A 25,334-nucleotide genomic window follows, 5' to 3' on the forward strand; every position below is an offset into this window, starting at 1 on the left:
ATGAAGTCATCAGAATGACGATACAACTTAATAGAGAAGCTGTGACCGACGTTATTAAAAATAGACCTCGTCTTTGGGTATCAGAAACACGACAAAGCTTGAGTCAAGAATTGCATAACCGGCCCAGTGTCCAAATGGCGACTTGTTCCACTGTTAGCCACATTGCTGTGCGAATTAACCAAGACCAGAGAGGGAAAGAGTTTCAGCAACTATGCACCTTGTGTGCACGTTATAATGCGCCACCTCCAGAGTCGGATGCGTGTTGCTATTATCAGCATTTCACGGGTTTCGAGATCCGCTGGGAACGACACCTAGAATTCTCCAGTTACACCTTTATTAGAAAGGGCGTCAGTGAGGCATTATTTGACAGTTTTGCTATCGAGTTTGTGCCCCAGCAATGGTTTGATGAATTAGTAGGAGAGCTGGTAAGTGCTGTTAATTTGGTTTTGCGTGCTGAACCACCGAGTGATGGGCTACTTCGCCAAGCGTTTGAAAACTATCAAGTCTTCGGTAGCACGGTAGCCAGTGGGCGAGCCAACGTGTTCACTTCCTTTCGAGTTCACAGCGATGGTTTTTCCCGAGTGTATATTGAGACATCGCAATTAAATAACTATCAAGCAGGTCGCTTAGTGCAGCGTTTGCTGGAAATTGAAACATATCAAATGATGGCGCTGTTAAGTTTGCCCATTGCTAAAGCGTTGTCTGCTGATGTAGCACAAATAGAGCAGCGCTTAGTGGGAATAAATCAAAGTATGGCGAGCACTAAGGATGCTGATGATGGTGAAATGCTCAGCGCTTTATCGCATTTAGCCAATCAAACAGAGCAAATACTGGCTGATATTAGCTATCGATTTAGTGCCACGGATGCCTACTACGAACTTGTGTGCTCACGCATTACTCAGCTCAAAGAGCAAGAGCTAAACCACAAAGAACGCTTAAGTGAGTTTGTCACTCGAAGGCTTGGCCCTGGTGTTAAAACGTGTCAGGCGTTAACACGCCGATTAGACGCGCTAACCGGTCGCATCGAACGGGCAAGTGGTTTGCTGCGAACAAGAGTTGATTTATCGATTGAACAACAGAACCAAAAATTGCTCGCTGCGATCAATCGAAGAGGAGAAGTGCAATTACGATTGCAACAAATAGTGGAAGGTGTGTCTATTGTGGCGATTGTGTATTACTCCATGAGCCTGCTGGATTACGTGCTAAATGCGCTCGAATCGGTTGATTTAGCGCTCGATAAAATTCTAGTCAAGGGCATTTCTGTTCCTGTACTTCTACTTTCTACTTGGCTAGCGATGCGTTTGCTCTTGCGGACTATCAAAAAACACACTCACTGACTTTTTTATTCGATTCTGCTCGGCTACTACTGTCGGTTGTGTTTGCAAAGTGCGTCCCTCCTTAAGTACTAGTTCTTTTTCGTCATACTAAATAACGCGTGATTTCGTTACCTCGTGCAATTCTGTCGTATGGCTGGTGTTTATATGATCCCGATGAACGAAAACAAAAAACGGGAAACACAATCATGAACACATTAACGAAATATGGCCTCTTGTCAGTGGCGATCGCTACTTCCTTCAGTGCTGCGGCTAAAATAGACATATACGAAAATGACGGTTTGAGCTTCAGTGCCGACGGTTTGGTCAACGCCTTCTATTCCAACAGTTCAATTGAAACCACTGATGCAGCGGGGGTAGGTACAGACAGAGATCAATCTCGAGTACGTATGGGGTTTTTACCGAATAATGTAGGCTTTAACTTTTCAAATCAGTTATCAGACATGAAGATCGAAATGCGCTCTTCTTTTTGGGTGTCCATAAACGATTCTGATAATAATCGGGACGCCTCTCCCGCTGATTTGGGGACCGGCTCGTTGATTGACGTTCGCCAATTTTATGCGACAGTCAAAGCGGATTGGGGGGAAGTGCTTATCGGTAAAGACTTCGGTCTGTTTAACCGCGCCAATATTTTAAACGATGAATTACTTTTGGGGTTCGGCCAAACCTCTGACTTTTTTGGTCTAGTCGATGGCGGTAACGTGACATTTGGTAACATTAGTACTGGCTATACGTATCCGTTCCCTAAGGCGCAAATCACTTATCGATCGCCTGAATTCAATGGTTTCAAGATTGCGGTGGGCCTGATGGACCCTAACAAAGTGTCATCTGACTCTTCTGAAGACTTACCGCGTTTTGAGGCTGAATTAATGTACAACTCCACCTTTGACAGTGGCTCATTCATGGCGTGGTTAAGTGGTGTTAGCCAATCCAGTGAAGTTGATGGAATAGAACAAGATCAATCAGGCGTGGGCTATGGTGCGAAAGTAAAGTTTGCGGGCCTTGCACTGAGTGCGTCGGGGTATAGCACTAAAGGCTTAGGGCATGTTGCAGGGCTAGATCAGTTGGTTGGCCCTGAGGTGATCGAGACTGACGGTATGTTATTTCAAGTGTCTCATACCATGGACGACCATAGATTTGTTGTTACCCACGGCAGAACTGAAGTGGAAAACACTAACAGTATATTAGATGCAGAACATACAAATACGGGGTTCGCTTATTTCAATACGCTGCGCCCGGGACTCACCGCCGTTTTCGAATACAACCACACTGAAGCAGACGTAACGAACTCGTTGGCGGGTGAAGACAATGACACGATTTCTGTTGGTGCAGTCGTGACTTTTTAAGCTGAATTAATTGGAACGGACTGAGGAGTTCTCACAATGGAAAACGTTAAATTAGTAGTTTTGTATCCGCAGCCTTTAGATAAAGCTCAATTTGAGCGAGATTATGTTTTGCACTTAGACATGTTTCAACAAGCTTTAAGCATTCCTAAAACGGACGAGTTACCTTACACAGTGACTAAGTTTGTTGCTGTTGGCGATGAAATACCCAAGTACTATCAAATGTTTAGTATGTTTTTTAGTTCTATGAATGCATTGCAAAAAACACTGACGAGCAAAGAAATGCAAACTGTGGCCAGTGATGCGGTACGCATATCATCAGGGGGCGCACCGAGCATTTTAATTGGAATAGATGGTTGATTGGAACGCGTTATTACCTGACGCAGTAAAACACAGATTTTTACTGCGTTTTTGTGTTAAAAAACTGTTAATTTAGGGTGGGTTGCAAGCGCTAAATAAGATAGAATATTTTATTTAAAACATAGAGTTAAGCCTCATGTATAAAATTCTCGTTGCTGATGATCACCCTTTATTTCGTGAAGCGATAATCAATACGATCAGTTCTGCGTTTCCGGGCTCTACAACCTATGAAACAGAAGATATAGAATCAACGCTTGAGTTAGTTAAAAACAATGACGAGATAGACTTAATCTTGCTTGATTTGAACATGCCCGGCATGACGGGCCTCAATGGGCTATTGGATGTTCGCAATGAATGCCCAACCACGCCAGTAGTTATTGTGTCGGCTGAAACTGAAAAGCAAAAAATACTGCAGACTCTCTCTTATGGTGCTGTTGGATTCATTGCTAAATCTTCCTCAAAGCAAGTGATTGGCGAAGCAATTCAAAGTGTTTTCGAAGGGAATGTTTATTTACCGCCAAATATAATGCGCTCTCAAACGGTTGATAACCAAACAAATGAATGCGAAATTTCTCCTGAAAAAATATCACTATTGACTCGCCGTGAACTTATCGTGTTAAAGCATTTAACGAAAGGTGAGGCCAATAAACAGATTGCTTATAATCTGCATATTTCAGAGACAACGATTAAGTCTCATGTTTCATCAATCCTTAAAAAATTAGGCGCTACGAACCGAGTTAAAGTGGTGGTAGGTTGCGGTGATATCGATTTTAATCAATATTTGAAACGTTAAGCTTTTCGTAACAGATAAAGCATAGATGTTTTCAGTTTCATGGGTTTGACCGGCTTATTGAGCAATAATATTTTGCTGTTTTTGATCTCGTTTTTGAGTGATTGGCTGTAGTTAGCTGTGATCATGATAGTGGGTAGGGCGCTGCGCCGAGTTTGATTAATATGGTGTGCGACATCTACGCCTAATTCACCATCATTCAGGTGATAATCTACCATAAGGATATCCACCTCATCGTGAGCAATATCTACTTTTCTCTTTAATTCCTCTATGCTCACGGCGGTAACGATGTGGCATCCCCAGCCGGTGAGTAAATGCGACATTCCTTTGCAAACACTGATGTCGTTATCGACTAACCAAATTCGGCAATGTGAAAAGTCTGTTGGGCTAACAAAGGTCTGCGCGTTGGCTAAGTGTTTCGGCGGATCCTGCTTAGCACATATGGGCACGGTAACTGAAAATACCGAGCCTTTGCCTAATACAGAGTTCACAGTAATTTTATGGCCTAGCACATGAGCAATTTTATCGACTATGGCCAGTCCCAAACCGAGCCCATTACCAAAGGCGCTTTGGGATGGTTTTAAGCGTTTAAATTCTTTAAAAATTTCGGTGAGTTGGTCTTGTGCAATGCCGGAGCCGGTATCCCATATTTCAATTGCGACGTGATCTCCTCTGCGTTTACACCCTAATAACACCTTACCTTGAGCGGCATACCGAAACGCATTCGACATAAAATTACGTAAAATGCGTGCAAGTAAAACGCTGTCGCTATATACCATGATGTTTGATGGCACATAGCGCAATTCGATATTGTATTGACCGGTGGCTTGTCGGTATTCATTGGCCAGGTTATCTAGCAACTCTGAGAGTTTAAATATTCCTTTATCTGCTTTGACTACGCCGGCATCCAACTTTGAGATGTCTATAAGCGTACTGATCAAATTTTCTAAATCATCTAGCGAATTCGTTAATGAATTGACGAGCGGGAGAGCCTTCTCATTGACAAGTGTTTCGCCTAATGAGCTGGTAAAAAGTTGTGCCGCGTTAAGCGGTTGCAGCAAGTCGTGACTCACTGCAGCAAGAAACTTTGTTTTTGAAATGTTGGCAAACTCAGCTTCTCGTTTAGCCGTGGTAAGGTTGACCTGTGCAAGCCTGCGTTCTTCCGCCTCGATGATGAGTTCATCATTGAGGCTTTTAAGCTGTGATGTGCGCTCAGCCACGCGAATTTCAAGTTGGTCGTGGGCTTTTTGCAAGGCGAGTGCGTTACGCCTGCGTTCGGTTACGTCTCTAACTAAAACAAAAAATCCTTGTACCTTACCTTCACTATTGCGATTAGGTACGTAAGACTTTAGCAAATACCTTGATTCACCGGCGTGATTTTTTTCCGCTATTTCAAAGCTGACACTTTCCCCTTTTAGGGCCAGTTCAATATAGGGCCGTAGCTGGCTGTAATCAGAATCTACTCGACTATCTTTGATTGATTCACCGTCTAAGCTACCCTGGGGCCAACCGTACCAATCCACGTAGACTTGGTTAGTAAATTGAAATTTTAAATCACTGCCAATATACGCGATCATGGCGGGTACGTTATCGGTGATCAGTCGTAGCCAACGTTCGCTCTTTTCTAGTGATTCCGCATAGCGATGTCGAACAGTGATATCCGTATAGGTTTTAATCAATTTACCGTTGAGTAATCTGTGGTCGCGTATTTCTAATACGGTGCCGTTTGATAGGGTTTGTACATAGTAACCGTCTTTATTGCGCGGCCGTTCGCCAAGTTCCAATTCGGTTAAATTAGTTAAATGCTGAAAGTAGGGCATGGATCGCAACTGGTTAGGAGAGAGCTGACTCATTTGTACAAACCGGTTATTCCATACTTCAATTTGATTGGTGTTACTGATCATGACAACCCCTTGGGATAAGTTGTCTATTAAGCCTTGCAGCAGCATCGACTTTTGGATCATGCCTTGTTCATAGCGCGCCGTTTCGGCAACTTTGACATCTGTGATGTCTGTATACAACATCACCCAGCCGCCTTCGCTCGTGCGTCGCTCGTTTAATTGAAACCAGCGGCCATCGGCCAATTGGTACACAGGACTGCTTTGTTCGCCCCCCGGGCTTGCCCGCCTGATCATGCCGCTAGATTTTGCTCTATCTTTCAAATCGTTAAAGTTGGCACCTTCTTGGATGGCCAACCCTGTCTTACCCCAGAACGTCGCAAAGTTAGAATTTTGCAGCAGTATTAACCCATCACTATCGAGCAGTACAAAAGCTTCAGAGATACTTTCTATAGCATCAATAAAACGTTGTTTAAAGATATTGGCATCTTCATTGGCTTGCTTAAGTGCGCGGTGACTATGTTCGACCTCTGCTAAAGTTTCATTTAAAATTTGGGTTTTTTCTCTGACTTGTTCGGCTAAGTGCACGGAATGTTCAAACGCTGCATATGGCGCATATTGATTACCACCACCTTGTTCAACTCTTGAAATTAGTGCTTCGTTAATTTTTTTTAGCTTGGTGTTTTCAGCCCTCAACAGAGTTAACTCATGCTGTAAATCTTGCTCGCTCATTCGTTACCTCCGGCGATAAATACGCCGGTAAACGTTTGATTTAGATGCGTGCCATCAATATGTTCACCATAGGTGTTGAAGCCACGAATGTTGTATCGTTGCTGGAGGAGCTTAGCTTGTTCAAGTTGCTCGCGCTGCTCTATTTCGAGACGGCGTAAGAAACAGTCGCAGGTCAAAACTAGTTCAGGTTCACCGTACTGAGAGGTCATGCGTGTCAATTCGCTGGTAAGTGATGTGAAAATATCATCCATTACTACCGTACTTAGCACAATGCCTACATCTACGGCGCAGTAGAAGGTCAGACTCAAGTCTTCTTCATTCACTTTTTGAATGGAACGGATGTAGTATTGGCCTCCTACTTTAACCGCCAAAGGATATAGAGCGAATAACTCTGGACTTAGCTCTTCTACTGTTACATTTAATAACCGTGCGTACTCCAGTGCAGCCGGCTCAGCATTTAATTCAAACACGGTACGACTGTCAGCATTCGCATCCGTTACTACGACTTTACTGGTGGGGAATTTGATATGGTTACAACTAAATACTTCAAAGGCACATGTGGTATTTACCATTAGCACAATAGCTGCATTTTGATAGAAGGATCCCTGATAAAACACATGGGTGGTGGCTAAATGTATATCATCACCAGCAGAGCCGCCAAAGTGTGGTATGCCCCCTGAGGCAGAATTAAGAGTCACCAAAAATTGTTCTTCATCGGCAGATAAACCATCGAGTAACGTCAATAAGAAGGAATTATTTTTAATTGCAGCAAGGTTTTTGACATAGCAATTTTCGGTTAACCTATTAATCGTTTCTTGTGCATCTATTAAGGTGAAATTCTCCATTGACTCAACAATTTGAGCACTGATTGCAAAATGAGAAGCGCTAAAGCCAATGGCGATAATCGAATGTTGTTCATAGCCATTAGGGGTAATTTCACCGGCAGTGGTGCAACCGACTAAATCAACGTCGACAAAGGCAGACGCCATGTTGTTTGCTAAGCGCTCTAGCGAATACACTGATGAGCAATAAAAAAGTACAAATGCAATGTGAGGATCCGACAGTTGTTGACGTAATTCCTGGGCAGCAGTCTCTGGGTCAATGGAGCGGGTAATGGCTGTTATTGTTTTTATATTGGACATTATTTAAAGCCTTTATTGTGTGTTGCGATCCGAGGCCTAGTACTACGTGACGACAGCTCTCTTTTCTCATCATATAGTGCAAAATGCTTTTACCAAAGCGGATGAGTCGCTTAAATATTAGCGTTTGGACTGTGTTCAAATTTCACTGATTTTGTAAAAAAACTAGCGCAATCTCGGTTATTTTCTATGTGTTGCTTCATTTTACTTCTCGTATTTTCAATGATTTTTTATTGTATTTGTCTACGACACAAAGTTGGGGACTCTCAATGGTAACAAGGCACTCAAGACATTGAATACATTCAGTATAATTAATGTTACCAGTAGGCTCGATAGCGTCTATCCCACATTTTTTATTGCGACAAAGTTGACAAGGACTGCCACATTCTTTGCGGCGCGTTAGCCATTTAAACAAAGGGTAACGTCCAAGCACAGCCAAGCCTGCACCTAAAGGACATAAATAACGACAGTACACCTTATGAATTTTCAAACTCAGAACCAGCAATAGCAGAGCATAAAGAACGAATGGCCAGTAGCGTATAAAGTTTAATGTAATCGATGTTTTGAAGGGTTCAATTTCGGCTAGCTTTTCCGCCATGGTCAGGGAATAGAACGAACTTCCCACTAGCCCTAAAAGTATCCAATACTTTAACTTCTGGGCTAACTTGTGATGCTTTGGTGATATTTTTAGTTGGCGAATACGTAGCTTCGTTGCCAGCATAGCCATAAATTCTTGAAGTGCGCCAAAAGGACAAAGCCAACCACAAAACACCCCTCGACCCCATAAAAATACGGTCACGAACACAAATACCCACAATATAAAAATAACGGGATCGAGTAAAAAGACCGTGATGTTGAAATCGGTACCCAAGGCGAGGAGTAGAGTGTAAATATTCACCACCGAAAGTTGGCCTTGAGCGTAGAAACCGACATAAAGCAGTACAAACGTTAAACAGGCGAAACGCAGTCGATGCACATTGGTCTGGCTTGTAGCCAGAGAACGTTGAGTAACGAACACCCACAGAACGAGTAGCAGATAAAGCACGGTGAGGCCAATTTGCGCGGCTCGATCTAACCATATTTGTTGCCATAACGGTAGTTGGCTGGTTTTACTTAAGTCATCAGGTGTTACTTCAAACAAGTCTGCACTTGGGGCACTTGTATAAGAAAAAGTATGTTCCTGTTGATTCAAGAATGACGATTGGTAAGTCACGGATAGGTTTAAATTGATCGGTTGACTGATATCAAATCCCGATTGAGATTTGATGCGGAACACACGTTGATCTTTAAATTTTGGTAATGCTAAAGCAAATGTTGGTGGGTAGAAGCTGTAAAAATCTATGTCTCGTACATCTACGGGAAACCCACCTTGTTCAGCGCTTAATCGACTGGAGGTTGTTTGGGGAATAAATTCTTTACTAATGAAAGAATATTGTCCTTTGGTGAACAGCATCAACGCATGCTCACCGGGTGACAATTCTTCTAAAAGTCGTATGTACTCTTCGTCACCCAATAGATTTCTTCCGATTATGGGGATATTGACGAATGCTGCGTAAATATCAATAAAGTCATCATGGCCATCCGCTAAGCTTTTAACTGTTTGCGAGAGCTTTGACGATATGTTCATTGCCTCTTTTGTGCTTACTACCCATTGATGAATATATTTTTTTTCGAGCAGTTGATTGAAGGTTAAAGGTTGATAGAAATCTTGTTTAATTTGATGAGGTTGCGTCGCTAAAAATCCGTCAAGCTTTTGTCTAGCAACCTTAAGTGCCGAAGCAATGATGGTGTCATTGATAACAAGCACGGAAATTGTCGCTCGGGTGACACCATCAAAGTAGGTAGTGTCTTCTGCGTGTTGTTCACGACTATTAATAATGAAACGTTCTTTGATTGAGTGTCCAGGATATTGGGCGATAAAGGTGAACATCGCTTCTTCTCCCAAGCCGTGCAAAAAAATCGGTTCATTGTGGGTTAAAACCTTGATACCCGTGATGATACCTTTGGTATCTAAACCGATGAGAAGGTTAATTGTTTGGCCTGAGAACCCAATAAATTGTGTGAAATCGTCGGACTCAAAGGTATATCCCAATAATTCATTTAATTGATATACAGGCGTAATGGCAAGGTCTTCAAGCGGTGCGTCGATTCTGGTTGCGCTTGGAAATAATTGTGCGATGTTCTTAGGGACTGTGTCCGCGCGACTGATCCCTGAAAAAAGGAACATCAGCGTGCCAATACCCAGCGCTAGGTAATTAAATAGGTAAGATATACGCATATCGGATCAGCGAATAAATGTACATACCACCTGTAGATAGAATCAGGTGGTATGTACTTCTTCAGCTTAGAAGAAACCTAATGGAGCAGTGTCATAACTAACCAACAGGTTCTTGGTTTGTTGATAATGATCCAACATCATTTTGTGCGTTTCGCGGCCTATACCAGATTTTTTGTATCCGCCAAAGGCTGCGTGAGCCGGGTATAGGTGATAGCAGTTGGTCCACACGCGACCTGATTCTATTGCTCTGCCCATTTTGTGCGCTAAATTCGCATCTCGGGTCCAAACGCCGGCACCCAAACCGTACGCGGTATCATTAGCGATAGCGACTGCCTCTTCTGGCGTTTTAAACGTTGTTACTGAAATGACAGGTCCAAAAATTTCTTCTTGGAAAACACGCATTGAATTGTCGCCTTTAAGGATAGTCGGTTGAATATAGTAACCATCATCGATTGCCGGAGCTGATTCTTCAGAGAACCCTCCAGTTAACACTGAAGCGCCTTCTTCTCGACCAATGTCGATGTACCCCATAATTTTATCAAACTGAATTTTCGATACCTGAGCGCCTACCATGGTGGCCTCGTCAAGAGGGTTACCACGAATAATTTTCTTTGTTTTTTCAAGTACTCGCTGCATGAACTCGTCGAAAATATCTTCTTGAACAAGGGCACGCGAAGGACAGGTACAGACTTCACCTTGATTAAAGAAACCTAATGCGAAACCTTCGGCGCACTTGTCCAGATAGTCGTCTTCAAAATTGGTGATGTCTTTGAAGAAAATATTTGGCGATTTTCCCCCAAGTTCTACCGTAGAAGGGATCAGGTTCTCAGCTGCACATTTTAATATGTGGCCTCCTACTGCGGTTGAACCTGTAAACGCGATTTTGGCGATCCGAGTACTGGTTGCTAGGGCTTCGCCAGCCTCTTTGCCATATCCATTCACAATATTAAGCACACCTGCGGGCACGATATCCGCAATCAATTCAGTCAATACGAGGATACTCGCAGGCGTTTGTTCGGCAGGTTTAAGCACGACGCAATTTCCTGCAGCGAGTGCAGGTGCTAATTTCCACGCGGCCATTAGAATAGGGAAGTTCCATGGAATGATTTGCCCAACAACACCCATTGGCTCATGAAAGTGATAGGCCACGGTGTTATCATCAATTTGTGAAAGAGTGCCTTCTTGAGCTCGAATACACCCTGCGTAATAGCGAAAGTGGTCGATTGCCAATGGAATATCTGCACCCATAGTTTCTCTGATGGGCTTACCATTGTCCCAAGTTTCTGCAACCGCGAGTTTGGTGAGGTTCTCTTCTAGACGGTCAGCAATTTTTAGTAATATATTTGAGCGTTCTTGCACCGAGGTTTTACCCCAAGTGTCTTTTGCTGCGTGTGCAGCGTCAATAGCTAGTTCGATGTCTTCTGCACTAGAGCGCGGGATCTCACAAAAATCTTCGCCTGTAACAGGGGTTAGGTTTTTAAAGTAAACACCTTTAACTGGCGCTACCCATTCACCGCCGATAAAGTTTTCATATTTTTCTTTAAAATTGATTACAGCATCAGCGCTGCCTGGGTTTGCATAGATCATAATGTACCTCGTATCATTGACTGGAAAATTCAGCTTATGTTTCATTTAAAGGATTTGCCCTTAAGGAATGAAGCCAATGTGTTAGTTCGGGTACTAGAATAGGCGGCAAGCGTCGCTAAGCACCATGCTCCCTTTGCACAAAAAAACTCATACTTTAGATGTAGGATATAGGTCTACTGCGGGGTATAGGGTGTTTCTGGGTTGATATTGTAGATTGAAATAGTCCAATCGCGGGACTAAAAGCCCTCAGAAATGAAGAGGGCGAATTTTAATAAAATATACACATAGGGTACGACAATCGACTAATCGAAAGCTTGCTCCAGAGTTTGGTCCCCGTTAAACAGCTCGTATACTGCATTGATCAATTGCTTATTGCCTAAGGCAAACACTAATGCGTCAGCAACGTCTTCTCTGGTGATAACCATTTGTTCTCGACTATCAGGTTTAGTGGTTTGGAAGCCGCCTTTGGCTTCTTCGTTTTGCAAACCTCCTGGGCGCAAAATCGTATAGGGCACGCCACTATTAATCAGGTGTTCATCTGCCATGTGCTTAGCGACTAAATAGGGTTTCATTTCATCTGAGCCTTGCGCTGGGTCGTCTGCTCCTATCGAACTTATCATGACAAACTGCGATACCGTGTTTGTTTTGGCGTAATCAGCTGCCTTGCATGCGGCCCATAGGTCTATCAACATAGTTTTGTCGGCCCCTGTGCTGCCCCCAGAGCCTGCGGCAAAAATCACATTGCTACACCCTTTAAAGGCGTGACTAAAGTCCTGTTCTAAATCCGCTTCTACAATTTCTAAGTGGTCGCTCGTTATGTCACTTAATTTTGCCTTATCTCTGACAAGTGCGACTACCTTGTGTCCTTTGGTGACGAGCTGTTTAGTGGCCATTTTTCCGATCTGCCCGCTAGCGCCTATGATCAAGGTCTTACTCATATGTTGTTCTCCTAAAGTCTAGTATTCCTCATGTAAAAAAACCGCTTATGATGACGGTGATGGTTTTATAAAGTTGAGCATATCTTTGCTCATGGCTTAATAACACTGGGGTCTTATTAATGCTTTTCAATGAATAAGACGTTATTAGCATTTACATGACGATTTATGCGATAAAGGATAACAGGAGGAAAACTTACCGAAGGTTTAGCGATTAATGTTCGTTTTTCACATTATTTGAGTTCATGCTTTAAATGTGAACAAGTAAACAACGATCTCATCACACAATACTTGTTTTTTAAAACGCAGCCCCAAACTCTGTTTATAGCAACAAGAAAATGTACATTGAAAAAGTACAGTAAAGAAGTAACGTTAATTCAAAAGGAAAACCTATGAAAATAAATCTTTCAGGTCACCATGTAGATTTAAGCGATACCGTAAAAGAGCACGTTAACGAAAAATTCTCTAAATTAGCCAGTCACTTTCCAACGCTAATTTCCCTCGATATTATTATTTCCAAAGAGCATGGTGAGTTTGATGTAGAGATCAGCACCCACTATGAAGGCACTCGTATTTCTGCTTCAGCTGAAAATTCTGTAATGTACCCAGCCATTTCTAAAGCGGCGAAAAAATTAGACGCGGCCCTTAAACATCGTAAAGGTCAGTTGAAAGGCGATTTACACAAGAAGCCTGAATGCACCACAGCCGATATTGCGCACGAGATAATTCAAGAGATGGATTTGCGCTAAGCATAAGGTTTTCTTAGTTTTATTCGTAGCCGCTCTTTGAGCGGCTTTTTTATGGGAGAATAGCGACCTTACTATGGCCTTGCGCACGATACTAGACACTCAGCAGAGGGTTGATTACCATGCGCCATCCAGTGGTTTGCCGCTACTTTATAAATTCAGTAACCTAATGTGAGAGCACAGTGTTGATTAACGAACTTCAATTTCAATTTGGCAGTGGACAAGAGGCGAACCGGTTCCTCAACGAATTAACACACTGGACATCTTCGTCAGGTCATATTTCGGTAAAAGCTAAATTGGCAAAAGGCTCTGATACGGTCAGCGTTAAATATCAATTCGATGGAAAAGGTTTTGATTACACGAGCTCAGAACTAGACGATTTAGCCCGTCAATATGGTGGTGAAGAGATTTAAGCGCTGAGAAAGTAAGATAAAAGACCCATGTGAATAGATACATGGGCCTAAGTTTATTTAGCGTTCTGAGGTACTTGGTTGTGAGGTGCTAGGATGAAACGTGGTTACCACCTCTTCAATCTGTTCCCTTAACCACATATGAGCATGGTCGTGATCGGCACTGACATGCCAATACAAAAAATACTCCACAGGTGCTAGTTCAAATGGCAACTCATAAATTGAGCATTCATAGTGTTTAGCCAAATGATAGGGAATGCAGGCAATTAAGTCAGTTTTGACTATGACTGCTGGAACGGTTAAGAAATGCTGTCCTCTCATCACGACGCGGCGTTTTAAATTCAATCTGTCTAACGCTACATCGATTGGGCCTGCGCCCGTTCGCCGCTGAGATATATTAATATGACCCAGTTGCAAGAACGTATCTAGATTAAGCCCTTGACTAAGTGCTGGGTGGTTTCGCCGCGCAATCACAACAAATCTATCTTCTGCAATCTTTTGCTTACACAGGTGTGGATCAACAAACGCTGACGAGGCATCAGCATAGAAATCTAAACTGCCGCTGGCCATGGAGGAAACAATATTGCTGCGCGAGATATCATAGTTCGTCAGGGTAATATTGGGCGCAATACTCTGCAACCTAGCCGTTAACCTTGGCATGATGCTGGCTTCGAGTAGGTCTCTGGCTGCGAAGTTATAGCTAATTTCAGCCGTTGCCGGATCAAACGTGTGGCTCTCTTGAACACTTTTACGTAGTAGCCCTAGTGCTTCTCGGGCGGGCCCTATAATATTTTGTGCCGCAGGAGTAGGGGTCATACTATGGCCCGTACGAACAAACAACGGGTCGTTTAGCATCTCTCGTAAGCGTGCGAGTGAGTTACTGACAGCCGGTTGAGTTATACATAAAACGTCAGCGGCTTTGGTTAGACTGCCAGCGGTATAAATCGCATCAAACACGGCAAAAAGATTAAGATCTATTCTATTTAAATTCATAGTATTTTCACTTTACGCTCTGATTAGGCTTAGAGTAGCCTAAATAGTCCATCATTTGAGGTAATGTTGAATTATACAGAACATTCATTGAATTAATAGATTGGTCAGGCATTTTTGCAGCGAAAAAATGTAATAAAGTACGTTAATTCAAACATATAGCTATAGTTAAACGGTGTTTATTACTGATAGGTATAAAAAAACCACCGGAGCAGGTGGTTTTTTTACAAGGTTTACAATTTTAGTAATTCGCATTACCCGGCGTACGTGGGAACGCAATGACGTCTCGTACATTTTGCATGCCAGTCACATAAGCGACTAATCGCTCGAAACCGAGACCGAAGCCTGAATGTGGAACGGTGCCATAACGGCGAAGGTCGCGATACCAGCTGTAGTCTTCTTGACTTAAGCCCATTTCGGCTAAGCGGCGATCGAATACATCAAGGCGTTCTTCACGTTGTGAGCCACCTATAATTTCACCTATGCCTGGGGCAAGTACGTCCATAGCGGCAACGGTTTTATTGTCGTCGTTGATGCGCATGTAAAATGCTTTAATATCTTTCGGGTAGTTTTGCATGATAATAGGCGCGCCAACATGCTCTTCTGCTAAATAACGTTCGTGCTCAGACGAAAGGTCGACTCCCCACGATACTGGGAATTCGAACTTCTTGCCGCAATTTTGCAAGATCTCGATAGCGTCGGTGTAATCCATGCGCACAAAATCTTGCTCTATCACTTTTTCCAATCGGGTAATAGCATCTTTATTGATACGTTGTGCAAAAAAGGCCATGTCATCTGCACGTTCCGCTAATACCGCCTTGAACACGTATTTAAGAAGGTCTTCAGACAATTGAGCAATATCACTCAGATCGGCAAATGCGACTTCTGGCTCTATCATCCAAAACTCAGCTAAATGTCGGCTTGTATTTGAGTTTTCAGCACGGAACGTTGGGCCAAAGGTATAGATTTTCGACATTGCTGTGGCATAGGTTTCACCATTTAACTGTCCTGATACGGTTAAAAAGGTTTCTTTACCGAAAAAATCTTGGCTGAAATCCACTTGGCCTTGCTCTGTGGTAGGTACATTCATCATGTCTAGCGTTGAGACACGAAACATTTCGCCGGCACCTTCGGTATCGCTAGCGGTTAATATAGGCGTGCTAACCCAGCAATATCCGTTTTCATGGAAAAAGCGATGAATCGCCTGAGACAAGCAGTTACGCACGCGTGTTACCGCGCCGATAACATTTGTTCGAGGGCGTAAATGTGCATGCTCGCGCAAATATTCTAGGCTATGGCGTTTGGGGGCCATAGGGTAGGTATCTGGGTTTTCAACCCAGCCAATAATTTCTACTTCACTGGCTTCAATTTCAAGGGACTGGCCTTGACCTTGAGACTCTTTAAGAACACCGGTGGCGATGATCGAGCAACTCGTGGTCAACCGTTGAATGTCGGCATAATTATTCAGGGTATTCAGGGCGATGACCTGAATGGGATCAAAGCAACTACCATCATGTAAAGCGATGAAAGATAAGCCAGCTTTTGAGTCACGACGAGTTCTTACCCACCCTTTTACTGTGACTTGTTGACCTACTGAATATTGACCGGCAAAAATATCTGCCACTGGGGCTTGCGCCATGTTTTCTCTCCAAACCACTTTGGGTATCTATTTAAATTTTGGCTTAGCCAAATTATGTCATTATTTTCAGCGGAAGTGCCACGATAACAGGATAAATTACCTAATCTGCGTTATTTGGTCTTCCGAAAGATGCAGGATTGTGTGAAAAATACACAAATAATGCCAGGAATTTAGTGTTCCTTCCTTGGCTAATCTCACAAGGTGTGTAATCTTACTCAGGTGACGCTTAGACTCAAGAAAAATCGGAAGTAAGAAGCGAATGGAACAAAATAAAGCAGATTGGCAAGGCAAAAACCGGCGTAAAACACCTATAGAAAACGACAAGTTGTATCGCACTATGGTCGGGGTGAACGTGTTTGGATGGGCAGTGTTTATTGCTGCTCTTATTGTATTTCACTACGCTCGCCCTGAGTTTATTAGCGGAGTTCAAGATTTTTGGGGCGTAACGGGGCGTCAGCAATGGTCAGCATCGTTAAGTACCTACCTAGTTGGATTACTTTGTGGTTGTGTTGCACTGAGTTTGTCTGTGTTAGTAATGAAACGAAAACGGACACGGAGAAAAAGTGATAATGTAGGTCTGAATGGCCTCGTATTATTGCTGGTAGCGTCTTTGAGTCTTGTGATACTTTATTTTGAGTTCAATTAACGTTTAATACCATTAATCCGCATTAATCATGGTTCCCTTGAGCACGGGTCCATTTTTTGGATTTAGGCGTCGTTATGTCGTCATGCTTGTTCTCTTTCAAATAGTAAGAACGCAAAGCAAAAGCTGCTGGGGCATTCCTTGCAGGTGAGTTTTATTTACCGTACTTACGCTTTGCCTCTTTTTAAGATCAATATTCCCTCAAAATGGGTTTGATAGGGCTATCAATGATGGCTATATTGTAGTGGTCTTGCATATGAAAGTGCGTCATGGACTGGTTACCCTAAAAGGAATTTTAAGAGGATCTAATAATGTCTAATAATAAAACACTTATATCACTTCTATTTGCTGTCGCTGTTATTGCTTTAACCATCACCGTTTTTTTGCCAGTGCTAAACATACCGCAACAAGCTGCAAGCACACCTGCGTTTATGGTGGCCATTATGTTGTTTAAGATTGCCGGTGCAATTGCAGGCGGGGTTTTAATTATGTTGTTTGTGAGCGATAGGCCGTGGCGTAAATTACGTCACAGCGAAGATATCGTTTTTACTAAAAAACAAGATTTAAATGCAGCGAAACAAGAGCCGTTTAATCACGCCTACCACGGGCACTCTTCCAAATAATTGCTTGGTTGAAAAACAGGTGCGGCATTCGCACCCGTTTTAAATCACTCTTTACCTTGGCAAAAACTAATTTGTGATCTTGGGCCTAAATTAGTCTTGGGTAAATAAATCGGTACTGAAATAGCGCTCTGCTGTATCGGCAAGGATCGTTACGATATTTTTATCCGCGAACTCGGCGCGCTGAGCAACTTGAATTGCTGCGTATGCGGCTGCACCCGATGAAATACCAACAGGTAGGCTTTCCACTCGGGCGAGTTCTCGAGCGTAGTTAATAGCGTCTTCGTTGCTGATCGCGATGACTTCATCTAACAATTCAACATCCAGCACATCTGGCACGTGTCCTGAACTAAGTCCTTGTATTTTGTGCACGCCTGCGCGCCCTTCACTCAGTACTGGGCAAGAAGCTGGTTCAACGGCGATCACTTTAATATTCGGGTTGCGAATTTTAAGGGCCTTAGCAATTCCGGTAATGGTACCACCTGTGCCTACGCCAGCGACTAGAACATCTACTTTGCCCCCTGTGTCGCGCCAAATTTCCTGAGCTGTACTGTTAAAGTGCATATCTGGGTTGGCTTGATTAGCGAATTGGTCAAGCATCACCGCGCCTTCTGTACTCGCAACCAGTGATTTTGCTTTATCGATGGCTCCTTTTGTTCCTAGCTCTTTTGCTGTGGTGATGACGTTAGCACCATAATGTTTAATCAATTTTTGCCGTTCAATCGACATGTGCTCCGGAATCACTATGGTTAAAGGTATGCCTTTCATGGCACATATCCACGCACAGGCGACTCCGTTATTGCCTGATGTGGCTTCGATGATTTGGGTTTTCTCATTAAAACTGTCTGATAACATCAACGCGTTAATCATTGCCAGAGCAGGGCGGTCTTTAATAGAGCCAGCAGGGTTGAAATACTCTACTTTGGCTAATATTTGAGCTTGGGTTTTGTGCTTAGCTGATAAGCGACTCAAGCGCACCAAAGGCGTATTGCCGATAGTTTGTGTGATGTCATCAAAGATACGTCCTTGGGGAGAAACGTTTGCTAAGTGCATTGCACTGTGTAGGTCAGTGTTTTTATTTGTGTCGTTTTTCACTGCAATTGAAACGGCTTCAGTAGACATATTTTTCGTACCTGTTATTTATCTGAAATAAGACAACTACTATGCCACGCTTACAATGGAATAAATTTCTAAGTGTTGCGCTAATTACGATAATTTTGTAAATTATTTTCTAATTGTTAGATAATCATAGAAAAATATTTTATGGATAGGTTAGATAAAGAAATACTTAGGCTTTTGCAGGACGATGCAACGCTGTCCGTGAACGATATTGCTGAGCGTATTGGGCTAAGTACTACACCGTGCTGGCGACGTATTCAGAATTTAGAAAAGCAAGGGGTGATTAAAAAGCGTGTCGCCTTATTAGATGCTGAAAAACTTAACCTTGGTATGACCGTATTTGTGCAAATAAAAGCCGGTCAACATGATATTAATTGGTTAAGTCAGTTTGCTGAACATGCAGCTGGCATTGAGCAAATTGTCGAATTTTATCGTATGAGTGGCGAATATGATTACATGCTAAAAGTCGTTGTCGCCGATATGAAAGCCTTTGATATTTTTTATAAAAAACTAGTTGGCGGGATCCAATTGTCAGATGTCACCTCTAGTTTCGCTATGGAGCAAATCAAGTACACCACCGCGCTTGCCATACAATAAGTATTTAAAACTGTGAAAAAAATAGTGTAATGTTGCTGGCGAGTACCTCATATGCGTGATAATTTATTCCTGAATTTAGGCTCTTTTATAGAATATTTATTTTAGAGCAACACGCCAAGTTCAACAATCAATAATAATAGCGCTGTGGCGCATAAATAAGGTTCTATATGGAATGGTATTCTATTCTTCCGCCGATCATTGCTATCGTCGTGGTATTTTGGCGCAAAGAAGTCATTTTGGCGCTTATTCTCGCCATCTTTTCAGCTGAAGCATTGCTGGCGTATCAAAAAGGTAGCGAGTTTTTGTTCAACGGTATCATTGGCTCTATTGAGCGCGTCATTGAAATCGCCAGCTCCGCTGGGAACGCACGGATATTAATTTTCAGTATGCTAATTGGTGCTTTATTAGCATACATACGTAACTCAGGCGGGGTCACTGCCACGGTTGAAATGCTTATCAACAAGGGGGTGGCTAAAAGTAAACGCCAAGTGGGTTTGCTTACCATGTTTACCGGCATCGTGGTTTTTATTGAATCAAATTTAAGCGTATTAGCGTCAGGGATTTTGTCTCGCGGTCTGTACGATAAGTTTAAAATGAGCCGCGCACGCTTAGCTTATGTGATTGACAGTACCAGTGCGCCAATCTGTATTCTCATTCTACTCAATGGTTGGGGAGCTTTTGTTTTAGGGTTGCTGAGCAATTATGAATTAGAAGAATCTGCCGTTTCAATATTGTGGGGCACTATTCCTTTCAACTTTTATGCGATCATTGCGCTGCTAATTGTGACCTACACCATAGTCACAGATAAAGTTCATGGGCCTATGCGAGATGCCGAACGTGAAATGCAGCAAAACAATGATGTGAGTTTACCCATTCCAGCTAGCAAAGCGCGTTTTATGTTGGTTCCGCTATGCACCATGATATTTGGCATGATTGGTTTTATGTTGTGGACGGGAAACGGTGATATTGCCGCGGGCAGTGGTAGTAAATCGGTGCTGTATGCGACTGTTCTGGCGTGTATGGTGGCATATTTCTTACTAATAAGTGCCAAGAAGTATAGCCACAAAGAATTGGTAGATGAAGGCTTTCAAGGCATGGGGGAGATCCTGCCGCTAGTCACCATTGTATTATTTTCTTTAACCTTAGGGGGCAGTTTAAAAGAACTGGGTACAGGGATATTTGTGGCGAATTTAGTCGGCGATTATTTGCCGCTTTCTCTGATTGTTCCTGTGCTGTTTTTAGCTGGCGGCATCATGTCATTTACGACGGGCACATCATGGGGAACGTTCGCCATTTTGATCCCTATTGGCGTGCCTCTTATCCAAACTCTAGGTTTACCGCCTTCCCTTGTTTTGGCAGCAATACTCGGTGGTGGGGTGTTTGGTGATCACTGTTCACCCATTTCTGATACCACTGCCGTGTCATCGATTGCATCAGGGTGTGACTTACTGACTCACGTTCGAACGCAAATGCCGTATGCCTTATTTGGCGGCGCACTGGCGTTTATTGCGTACTTTATTGCCAGTTTGATCATGCTGTAAACGCGTTTCCGTAATGCATCATTTAGCTAGGTTGGCTAAATGATGCACGCACTCGTTACATGTTTAATTTAAAGGAATTCTAATGAAGTATTCACTCATAGTTGTACTGTCATTTTTTATGCTCAGCGCCTGCAGTTCGCCAGAGCAAGCAGCGCTCAAAACACCTATAGCATCGCAAAATGAAGAAAGGGCAGGCCAATCTGCCGTTGCTATGCCTGATGCGTTTAGTGCCGATGTAGCACAGCAAATTATGCTAGATGGCGGTAATGCCATTGATGCGGCTATTGCTGCCCAGTTTGTATTGGCTGTGACCTTGCCAGAAGCAGGGAACATAGGTGGCGGTGGCTTTATGCTGGTTTATAAAGACCAACATGGAGATTTCATCGACTACAGAGAACAAGCGCCGCTTGCTGCGCATCGCGACATGTATCTTGACGAGGATGGCAACGTGGTGCCTTATCAATCCGTTATCGGTATTTTATCATCTGGGGTGCCTGGCACAGTCGCAGGTATGTGGTTGGCACATCAAAAATACGGCACATTACCCTGGAAAGACCTCGTTGAGCCCGCGGTAAAGTTGGCTGTTGAAGGCTTTGTGATGCCGCAAAAACTAGCGGGATTTATACACCGTTATAGTCAGCGCCTAAAAGACAAGGGGTTCGATGTTAACTTCGATGATTACTTTGCCTCAGCTAAGGCTGGTGAAGTGTTTAAACAACCGGAGTTAGGCGAAACATTGGCACGTATTCGTGACCAAGGTCGTGATGGTTTCTATAAAGGCAAAACGGCAAAAACCATCGCCGATTTTATGGCTAAACATAAAGGGCTGATCAATGAACAAGATTTAGCTGAATATAACGCTAAATCTCGTCAACCAATTACTGCCAAATGGCGAGACTATGATGTGCTTACTTCGCCACCACCGAGTTCAGGTGGCATTGCGATCATTCAGTGGTTAACCATGTATGATCAATTAACAAAAGATAAAACCAAGCTTGAGCATAACTCTGCCCCTTACGTGCATTTATTAGCTGAGGCAGGTAAGCGTGTTTTCGCTGATAGGGCAGAATATTTAGGTGATCCTGATTTCGTGAAAGTGCCGGTGGCAGAGCTTATCGCCCCTGAATATATTGCTAAGCGTGGTTCTGATATCAGTATGAATTCAATTTCTGTCACAGAGTTAGTAAAGCCGGGCTTAAAAGAAAGTGAAGAAACCACGCATTTTTCCATTGTTGATAAATGGGGCAACGCAGTATCCAATACCACCACGATCAATCTCGGTTTTGGCAGTGGTGTTGTGGTTGAGGGGGCTGGCTTCTTGTTAAACGACGAAATGGATGACTTTAGTGCAAAGCCGAGGGTGGCAAACGTATTTGGTGCGGTGGGGGGGCAAGCAAACGAGATCCACCCTAAGAAGCGTATGTTGTCTTCGATGACGCCAACTATTGTATTAAAAGATAATAAAGTCAGTGTGGTAACTGGTTCGCCCGGTGGCACGACTATTATTAGTTCAGTGTATACTTCAATTTTAAATGCACTTGAGTTTGGTATGAGTGCCCAAGAAACTGTCGATGCGCCACGTTTTCATCATCAGTTATTACCGAAAGACGTTATTCGATATCAGGATGGGTTAACGCCAGAAACAGTGATAGCACTAGAAGAAATGGGTTACACCATGGATAACAATCGTTTTGGCGATCTGCATACCATTATTTCTCGTAATGGTCGCTTAGATGCGGGCTCTGAATCTCATGGGCGCGGAAAATCAATCGTATTTTAAAGGGCTATCTAACCTGAATGAGAAAAAACGGTTGCTATTAGGCAACCGTTTTTTTATCAATGAAGTCATGGGAATCAGTGGTGATGACCGCCAGCCAGAGCGTTGCCTTTATCATCGTAAAAGCCTGAGGCCCCTTTTTCAATAAAGCCTAATGTGACCATTTTAGTCAGAAATGGATCACTATGATCGTCTCCAATATCCGCAAAATCTGTGGTCTGATAGTGTGAACGTTGCGCAAAAAAACGATCTACTTCTTTGGCGTCGTGAGTCACCTGAGCTAAGGTCCAGATTTCTTTTTTGTTGTCTTGTTGCCAACTGTATTCAAGCAACAATGATTGTTCTACGGCCCACTGCACGCTAATTTTAGTGTCGCCAATGGTTTTACTGTAGTGACGTGTTAGTTCGCAGCCCTTTCCAGTTTCTTTTATTAAATCAAGTTGTGATAGCAGTGATTGTGATATTAGGTTGTTGCGATAATTCCAGTCAGTCTCGGTTTTACCGTGTACCTTTTCCCCTGGTTGATATTCTATGGCGCGCTTAGCACTGTCGAAGAATCGTGTCGGCTTGACTTGTTGATTAGGAGATTGATACCAACTTTCAGTGATCTGAGTTTGTGGGTAGTGGTGCGCTACCGTTTTTCCATTTCGGTATAAAACTAGTTCGCTATTACGGTGCTGAACGCCATTGCTTGACTCGAGGGTATAGGATGCACTGAGTTTAGTGGGGTCTGTGGCGCATTGTACAGACGCATGTGCTGTGATAGCGGTTAGTGAGACTAATATGGTCCCGAAAGTGAAAAGTGTTTTTTTCATGTTGAACTCCGGCATAGGCTGCGCAAGGTTGTGTAACCCTTGTTGCCTGCATGCATTTAATACCATTTGGTGTGTCTGTTGGGGGCTTATTTAGGGTGGAATGAGGTTGTCATTCCACCGTAAAATAGGCCGCTATAATTAAGAGCCTTTGTGTTGCATAGCAAATAGGGGCCAAGGCGTGTTCGCTGACCTAACCCCTATACATATTCACTCTTGCGACTGGGCAGCGTTTGCTTGCGTGGTTAAATCAGCAGCGAAGTCCATGATGTGAAACAAGACGCTTTGCTCGTTGGTACCATTGACCAACAAGGCAGCAGGACCACTTGCGTATACACCTACGTCTTCACCTGAATGGGTTTCAGAGGAAAGCGGTACTAACGCTTCTTGGTGGTAACCAGTACTAGTGGTATCAATATCCGTTAAGTCTTGGCGACCCGCTGCGATCTCAAGGGAGTAGGTGGCGTCGGCATTCGTTTCGTCACCTAAATCACGATAGCCCAAACCATTGGTATAGCCTAGTGTGGTGTAAGGTTTATCGTCAGCGGCAAGTGCAGGCTCATCAGCACCAACGTTCACCACTTTACCTAAAATTGGGTTACCACGTTTAGGGTAGCCAGCGATGGTGAACACATGACCGTGATCCGCTGTGACGATGATCAGGGTGTCTTCTGGATCGGTGTTATCTATGGCGCTTTGCACGGCTTGTGCAAACTCAATGGTGTCGGTCAAGGCATTGTATGCACTTCCGGCATGGTGACCATGGTCGATACGACCTGACTCAACCATTAAAAAGAAACCCTCATCGTTATTGTCGAGTATCTTTATTGCTTTTTCTGTCATTTCACTGACGGAAGGCTCGCCTGCTACATCATTCTCACGGTCCGCTTCATACTGCATATGAGACTCATTGAATAAGCCAAACACACGTTCAGTAGTTTCGGTGTTTAGGGCATCAAAGCCTGATTGGTCAGTAATATAAACGCCGTTGGTATAGTTTGCCTGCCACTCTGCAGTGAGGTCGCGTCCGTCTGTGCGGTCACCCTCTACTGCGCTTACGGCATCGGTACTATTAAAGCTAGCGTCTTTTGGCAAGAAGTGACGACGTCCACCACCAAAAGCGACTTCGATTCCGTCTACATCAACACCGCTAATACGTGCTTCAAGCATACTTTCGAAGTTAACTAGCTGGTCAGCTATGTCTACGCAACCTGTGGTGACAGCGGATTCTGGCATATCTGAGATGTCTTCCCAGTTGCGATCTGCTGATTTAGCGTAGGTCGCAGCAGGGGTGGCATGAGTAATACGGGCAGTGGAAATAATACCTGTCGATTTACCGGCGATTTCAGCAAGCTCAAGGGCGGTAACAAGCTCGTTGCCAGCAACGGTTGAGCACTCACCGCGTTCGATGTCTTCATCTACACCAATGACACCCACATCGGTTTTAACGCCGCTCATCATGGCGGTCATAGTTCCGGCTGAATCAGGCGTTTGTGCATCGACATTGTAGGTTTTTGCTAAACCTGAAAAAGCCATTTTATCGAAGCTAAGTTGGTTTTCTTCTCCTAGCTCACCTTTCATTTGACCTTCTAGAATACGTGCTGCCGTTACAGTAGAAATACCCATGCCATCGCCAACAAATAAAATAACGTTTTTGGCACTGCCACGTAAACTAGCGATACTTTTCGCTGCTGCTGAGGGCGTGGTATCCGCAGTGATTTTTGCTGAGGTGGTGTTTGTTGCTTCTAACCACGTTTGGCGAGCGGCGGTAACTTCTTCTTGCCCATCTACGAACCATTCATTGTTGACGTTAGTGAGTAATTCGCTGCTGTCTACGGTTGTGACGCCAGGGGAACAAACATACTCAGTTGAATCAATTTCGCTAGACTCCAATGTGCCGCTGCTGTCTGAGTCGATACCAGAGTCAATTTGAACACCGCTGTTGGGGCAATTTGCATCGCCTGTGGCTAACGCTGTTTGCACGATTAAACTGTTAACGCCGTTACTGCCATCGGTGCCGTTTTTGCCATCGTCTCCGTCACATGCTGACAGACCTATTACCGTAAGCGCTATTAGGGATAATTTTAAATTTTTCATGTTTTTC

21 protein-coding genes are annotated in these 25,334 nt (G+C 43.5%); 11 read left to right on the forward strand and 10 right to left on the reverse strand.

Going from position 1 to position 25,334, the window contains the following annotated elements; translation table 11 throughout:
• The first annotated feature begins 14 nt into the window (after positions 1-14).
• The 4 genes from FX988_RS00665 to FX988_RS00680 all read left to right on the forward strand — a co-directional run bounded on the left by FX988_RS00665 (position 15) and on the right by FX988_RS00680 (position 3,830).
• Complete coding sequence (locus tag FX988_RS00665) at positions 15-1,337, forward strand: DUF3422 family protein (RefSeq protein ID WP_160177867.1); 1,323 nt, start codon at positions 15-17, stop codon at positions 1,335-1,337.
• A 185-nt stretch (positions 1,338-1,522) separates the two neighbouring features.
• On the forward strand, positions 1,523-2,680 hold the full coding sequence (locus FX988_RS00670) for a porin (protein WP_160177868.1): 1,158 nt from the start codon (positions 1,523-1,525) through the stop codon (positions 2,678-2,680).
• A gap of 36 nt (positions 2,681-2,716) precedes the next feature.
• On the forward strand, positions 2,717-3,037 hold the full coding sequence (locus FX988_RS00675; protein ID WP_160177869.1) for an EthD family reductase: 321 nt from the start codon (positions 2,717-2,719) through the stop codon (positions 3,035-3,037).
• 136 nt (positions 3,038-3,173) lie between these two features.
• A complete protein-coding gene (locus tag FX988_RS00680; RefSeq protein ID WP_160177870.1) occupies positions 3,174-3,830 on the forward strand; it encodes a response regulator transcription factor in 657 nt (218 codons plus the stop codon).
• Here FX988_RS00680 and FX988_RS00685 read toward each other — a convergent pair.
• The 5 genes from FX988_RS00685 to FX988_RS00705 all read right to left on the reverse strand — a co-directional run bounded on the left by FX988_RS00685 (position 3,827) and on the right by FX988_RS00705 (position 12,339).
• Positions 3,827-6,397 carry a NahK/ErcS family hybrid sensor histidine kinase/response regulator gene (locus tag FX988_RS00685; protein ID WP_160177871.1) on the reverse strand — a complete coding sequence of 857 codons (2,571 nt, stop codon included), beginning with the start codon at positions 6,395-6,397 and terminating at the stop codon, positions 3,827-3,829. The genes FX988_RS00680 and FX988_RS00685 overlap by 4 nt on opposite strands.
• Complete coding sequence (nosP, locus tag FX988_RS00690) at positions 6,394-7,539, reverse strand: nitric oxide-sensing protein NosP (RefSeq protein ID WP_160177872.1); 1,146 nt, start codon at positions 7,537-7,539, stop codon at positions 6,394-6,396. The genes FX988_RS00685 and nosP overlap by 4 nt, the downstream gene beginning before the upstream one ends.
• A 196-nt stretch (positions 7,540-7,735) precedes the next feature.
• On the reverse strand, positions 7,736-9,814 hold the full coding sequence (locus tag FX988_RS00695) for a 4Fe-4S binding protein (protein ID WP_160177873.1): 2,079 nt from the start codon (positions 9,812-9,814) through the stop codon (positions 7,736-7,738).
• A 66-nt stretch (positions 9,815-9,880) separates the two neighbouring features.
• Positions 9,881-11,401 (reverse strand): aldehyde dehydrogenase family protein, encoded by a 1,521-nt coding sequence (locus FX988_RS00700; RefSeq protein WP_160177874.1) that lies wholly within the window; start codon positions 11,399-11,401, stop codon positions 9,881-9,883.
• 302 nt (positions 11,402-11,703) lie between these two features.
• Positions 11,704-12,339 (reverse strand): SDR family oxidoreductase, encoded by a 636-nt coding sequence (locus FX988_RS00705; protein WP_160177875.1) that lies wholly within the window; start codon positions 12,337-12,339, stop codon positions 11,704-11,706.
• Positions 12,340-12,728: 389 nt separating this feature from the next.
• On the opposite strand from FX988_RS00705, the gene hpf reads away from it, so the two are divergent.
• Both hpf and FX988_RS00715 read left to right on the forward strand, forming a co-directional pair.
• Positions 12,729-13,085 carry a ribosome hibernation-promoting factor, HPF/YfiA family gene (gene hpf, locus FX988_RS00710; protein ID WP_160177876.1) on the forward strand — a complete coding sequence of 119 codons (357 nt, stop codon included), beginning with the start codon at positions 12,729-12,731 and terminating at the stop codon, positions 13,083-13,085.
• 179 nt (positions 13,086-13,264) lie between these two features.
• Positions 13,265-13,495: a hypothetical protein gene (locus tag FX988_RS00715; protein ID WP_160177877.1), complete on the forward strand. Its 231-nt coding sequence runs from the start codon at positions 13,265-13,267 to the stop codon at positions 13,493-13,495.
• 57 nt (positions 13,496-13,552) lie between these two features.
• Here the strand turns inward: FX988_RS00715 and FX988_RS00720 are convergent, their stop codons facing one another.
• Together FX988_RS00720 and asnS are read right to left on the reverse strand one after the other, a co-directional pair.
• The gene (locus FX988_RS00720; protein WP_160177878.1) at positions 13,553-14,485 is read right to left on the reverse strand and encodes a LysR family transcriptional regulator; all 933 of its coding nucleotides are present in this window, start codon (positions 14,483-14,485) and stop codon (positions 13,553-13,555) included.
• A gap of 238 nt (positions 14,486-14,723) precedes the next feature.
• On the reverse strand, positions 14,724-16,121 hold the full coding sequence (gene asnS / locus FX988_RS00725) for an asparagine--tRNA ligase (RefSeq protein ID WP_160177879.1): 1,398 nt from the start codon (positions 16,119-16,121) through the stop codon (positions 14,724-14,726).
• A 259-nt stretch (positions 16,122-16,380) separates the two neighbouring features.
• On the opposite strand from asnS, the gene FX988_RS00730 reads away from it, so the two are divergent.
• Positions 16,381-16,767, forward strand: coding sequence for a hypothetical protein (locus FX988_RS00730; protein WP_160177880.1), 387 nt, complete (start codon positions 16,381-16,383; stop codon positions 16,765-16,767).
• Between the two features lie 308 nt (positions 16,768-17,075).
• Positions 17,076-17,387 carry a hypothetical protein gene (locus FX988_RS00735; protein WP_160177881.1) on the forward strand — a complete coding sequence of 104 codons (312 nt, stop codon included), beginning with the start codon at positions 17,076-17,078 and terminating at the stop codon, positions 17,385-17,387.
• Between the two features lie 90 nt (positions 17,388-17,477).
• Here the strand turns inward: FX988_RS00735 and cysK are convergent, their stop codons facing one another.
• The gene (gene cysK / locus FX988_RS00740; RefSeq protein ID WP_160177882.1) at positions 17,478-18,506 is read right to left on the reverse strand and encodes a cysteine synthase A; all 1,029 of its coding nucleotides are present in this window, start codon (positions 18,504-18,506) and stop codon (positions 17,478-17,480) included.
• A gap of 141 nt (positions 18,507-18,647) precedes the next feature.
• Here cysK and FX988_RS00745 point away from each other — a divergent pair, with 141 nt between their 5' ends.
• The 3 genes from FX988_RS00745 to ggt all read left to right on the forward strand — a co-directional run bounded on the left by FX988_RS00745 (position 18,648) and on the right by ggt (position 22,421).
• Entirely contained in the window at positions 18,648-19,100 is a 453-nt protein-coding gene (locus FX988_RS00745) for an Lrp/AsnC family transcriptional regulator (RefSeq protein WP_007987758.1), read from the forward strand.
• Between the two features lie 167 nt (positions 19,101-19,267).
• The gene (locus tag FX988_RS00750) at positions 19,268-20,641 is read left to right on the forward strand and encodes a Na+/H+ antiporter NhaC family protein (protein ID WP_160177883.1); all 1,374 of its coding nucleotides are present in this window, start codon (positions 19,268-19,270) and stop codon (positions 20,639-20,641) included.
• Positions 20,642-20,723: 82 nt separating this feature from the next.
• Complete coding sequence (gene ggt / locus FX988_RS00755; RefSeq protein WP_160177884.1) at positions 20,724-22,421, forward strand: gamma-glutamyltransferase; 1,698 nt, start codon at positions 20,724-20,726, stop codon at positions 22,419-22,421.
• A gap of 74 nt (positions 22,422-22,495) precedes the next feature.
• On the opposite strand, the gene FX988_RS00760 is transcribed toward ggt, so the two are convergent.
• On the reverse strand, positions 22,496-23,233 hold the full coding sequence (locus FX988_RS00760; RefSeq protein WP_160177885.1) for a hypothetical protein: 738 nt from the start codon (positions 23,231-23,233) through the stop codon (positions 22,496-22,498).
• A gap of 207 nt (positions 23,234-23,440) precedes the next feature.
• On the reverse strand, positions 23,441-25,327 hold the full coding sequence (locus FX988_RS00765; protein ID WP_160177886.1) for an alkaline phosphatase: 1,887 nt from the start codon (positions 25,325-25,327) through the stop codon (positions 23,441-23,443).
• Positions 25,328-25,334: the final 7 nt, after the last annotated feature.

The sequence above is a fragment of the Paraglaciecola mesophila genome (assembly GCF_009906955.1).
GTDB classification, from domain to species: Bacteria; Pseudomonadota; Gammaproteobacteria; order Enterobacterales; family Alteromonadaceae; genus Paraglaciecola; species Paraglaciecola mesophila_A.

What these genes read in the sequence shown, in the direction of transcription:
- nosP (WP_160177872.1), bottom strand. Translation starts at nt 7,539, where the DNA reads ATGTCCAATATAAAAACAATAACAGCCATTACCCGCTCCATTGACCCA.
- ggt (WP_160177884.1), top strand. Translation starts at nt 20,724, where the DNA reads ATGAAGTATTCACTCATAGTTGTACTGTCATTTTTTATGCTCAGCGCC.
- cysK (WP_160177882.1), bottom strand. Translation starts at nt 18,506, where the DNA reads ATGTCTACTGAAGCCGTTTCAATTGCAGTGAAAAACGACACAAATAAA.
- FX988_RS00665 (WP_160177867.1), top strand. Translation starts at nt 15, where the DNA reads ATGACGATACAACTTAATAGAGAAGCTGTGACCGACGTTATTAAAAAT.
- FX988_RS00720 (WP_160177878.1), bottom strand. Translation starts at nt 14,485, where the DNA reads ATGAATTTAAATAGAATAGATCTTAATCTTTTTGCCGTGTTTGATGCG.
- FX988_RS00760 (WP_160177885.1), bottom strand. Translation starts at nt 23,233, where the DNA reads ATGAAAAAAACACTTTTCACTTTCGGGACCATATTAGTCTCACTAACC.
- FX988_RS00675 (WP_160177869.1), top strand. Translation starts at nt 2,717, where the DNA reads ATGGAAAACGTTAAATTAGTAGTTTTGTATCCGCAGCCTTTAGATAAA.
- FX988_RS00670 (WP_160177868.1), top strand. Translation starts at nt 1,523, where the DNA reads ATGAACACATTAACGAAATATGGCCTCTTGTCAGTGGCGATCGCTACT.
- FX988_RS00700 (WP_160177874.1), bottom strand. Translation starts at nt 11,401, where the DNA reads ATGATCTATGCAAACCCAGGCAGCGCTGATGCTGTAATCAATTTTAAA.
- FX988_RS00750 (WP_160177883.1), top strand. Translation starts at nt 19,268, where the DNA reads ATGGAATGGTATTCTATTCTTCCGCCGATCATTGCTATCGTCGTGGTA.
- FX988_RS00765 (WP_160177886.1), bottom strand. Translation starts at nt 25,327, where the DNA reads ATGAAAAATTTAAAATTATCCCTAATAGCGCTTACGGTAATAGGTCTG.
- FX988_RS00730 (WP_160177880.1), top strand. Translation starts at nt 16,381, where the DNA reads ATGGAACAAAATAAAGCAGATTGGCAAGGCAAAAACCGGCGTAAAACA.
- asnS (WP_160177879.1), bottom strand. Translation starts at nt 16,121, where the DNA reads ATGGCGCAAGCCCCAGTGGCAGATATTTTTGCCGGTCAATATTCAGTA.
- FX988_RS00695 (WP_160177873.1), bottom strand. Translation starts at nt 9,814, where the DNA reads ATGCGTATATCTTACCTATTTAATTACCTAGCGCTGGGTATTGGCACG.
- hpf (WP_160177876.1), top strand. Translation starts at nt 12,729, where the DNA reads ATGAAAATAAATCTTTCAGGTCACCATGTAGATTTAAGCGATACCGTA.
- FX988_RS00685 (WP_160177871.1), bottom strand. Translation starts at nt 6,397, where the DNA reads ATGAGCGAGCAAGATTTACAGCATGAGTTAACTCTGTTGAGGGCTGAA.
- FX988_RS00705 (WP_160177875.1), bottom strand. Translation starts at nt 12,339, where the DNA reads ATGAGTAAGACCTTGATCATAGGCGCTAGCGGGCAGATCGGAAAAATG.
- FX988_RS00735 (WP_160177881.1), top strand. Translation starts at nt 17,076, where the DNA reads ATGTCTAATAATAAAACACTTATATCACTTCTATTTGCTGTCGCTGTT.
- FX988_RS00745 (WP_007987758.1), top strand. Translation starts at nt 18,648, where the DNA reads ATGGATAGGTTAGATAAAGAAATACTTAGGCTTTTGCAGGACGATGCA.
- FX988_RS00680 (WP_160177870.1), top strand. Translation starts at nt 3,174, where the DNA reads ATGTATAAAATTCTCGTTGCTGATGATCACCCTTTATTTCGTGAAGCG.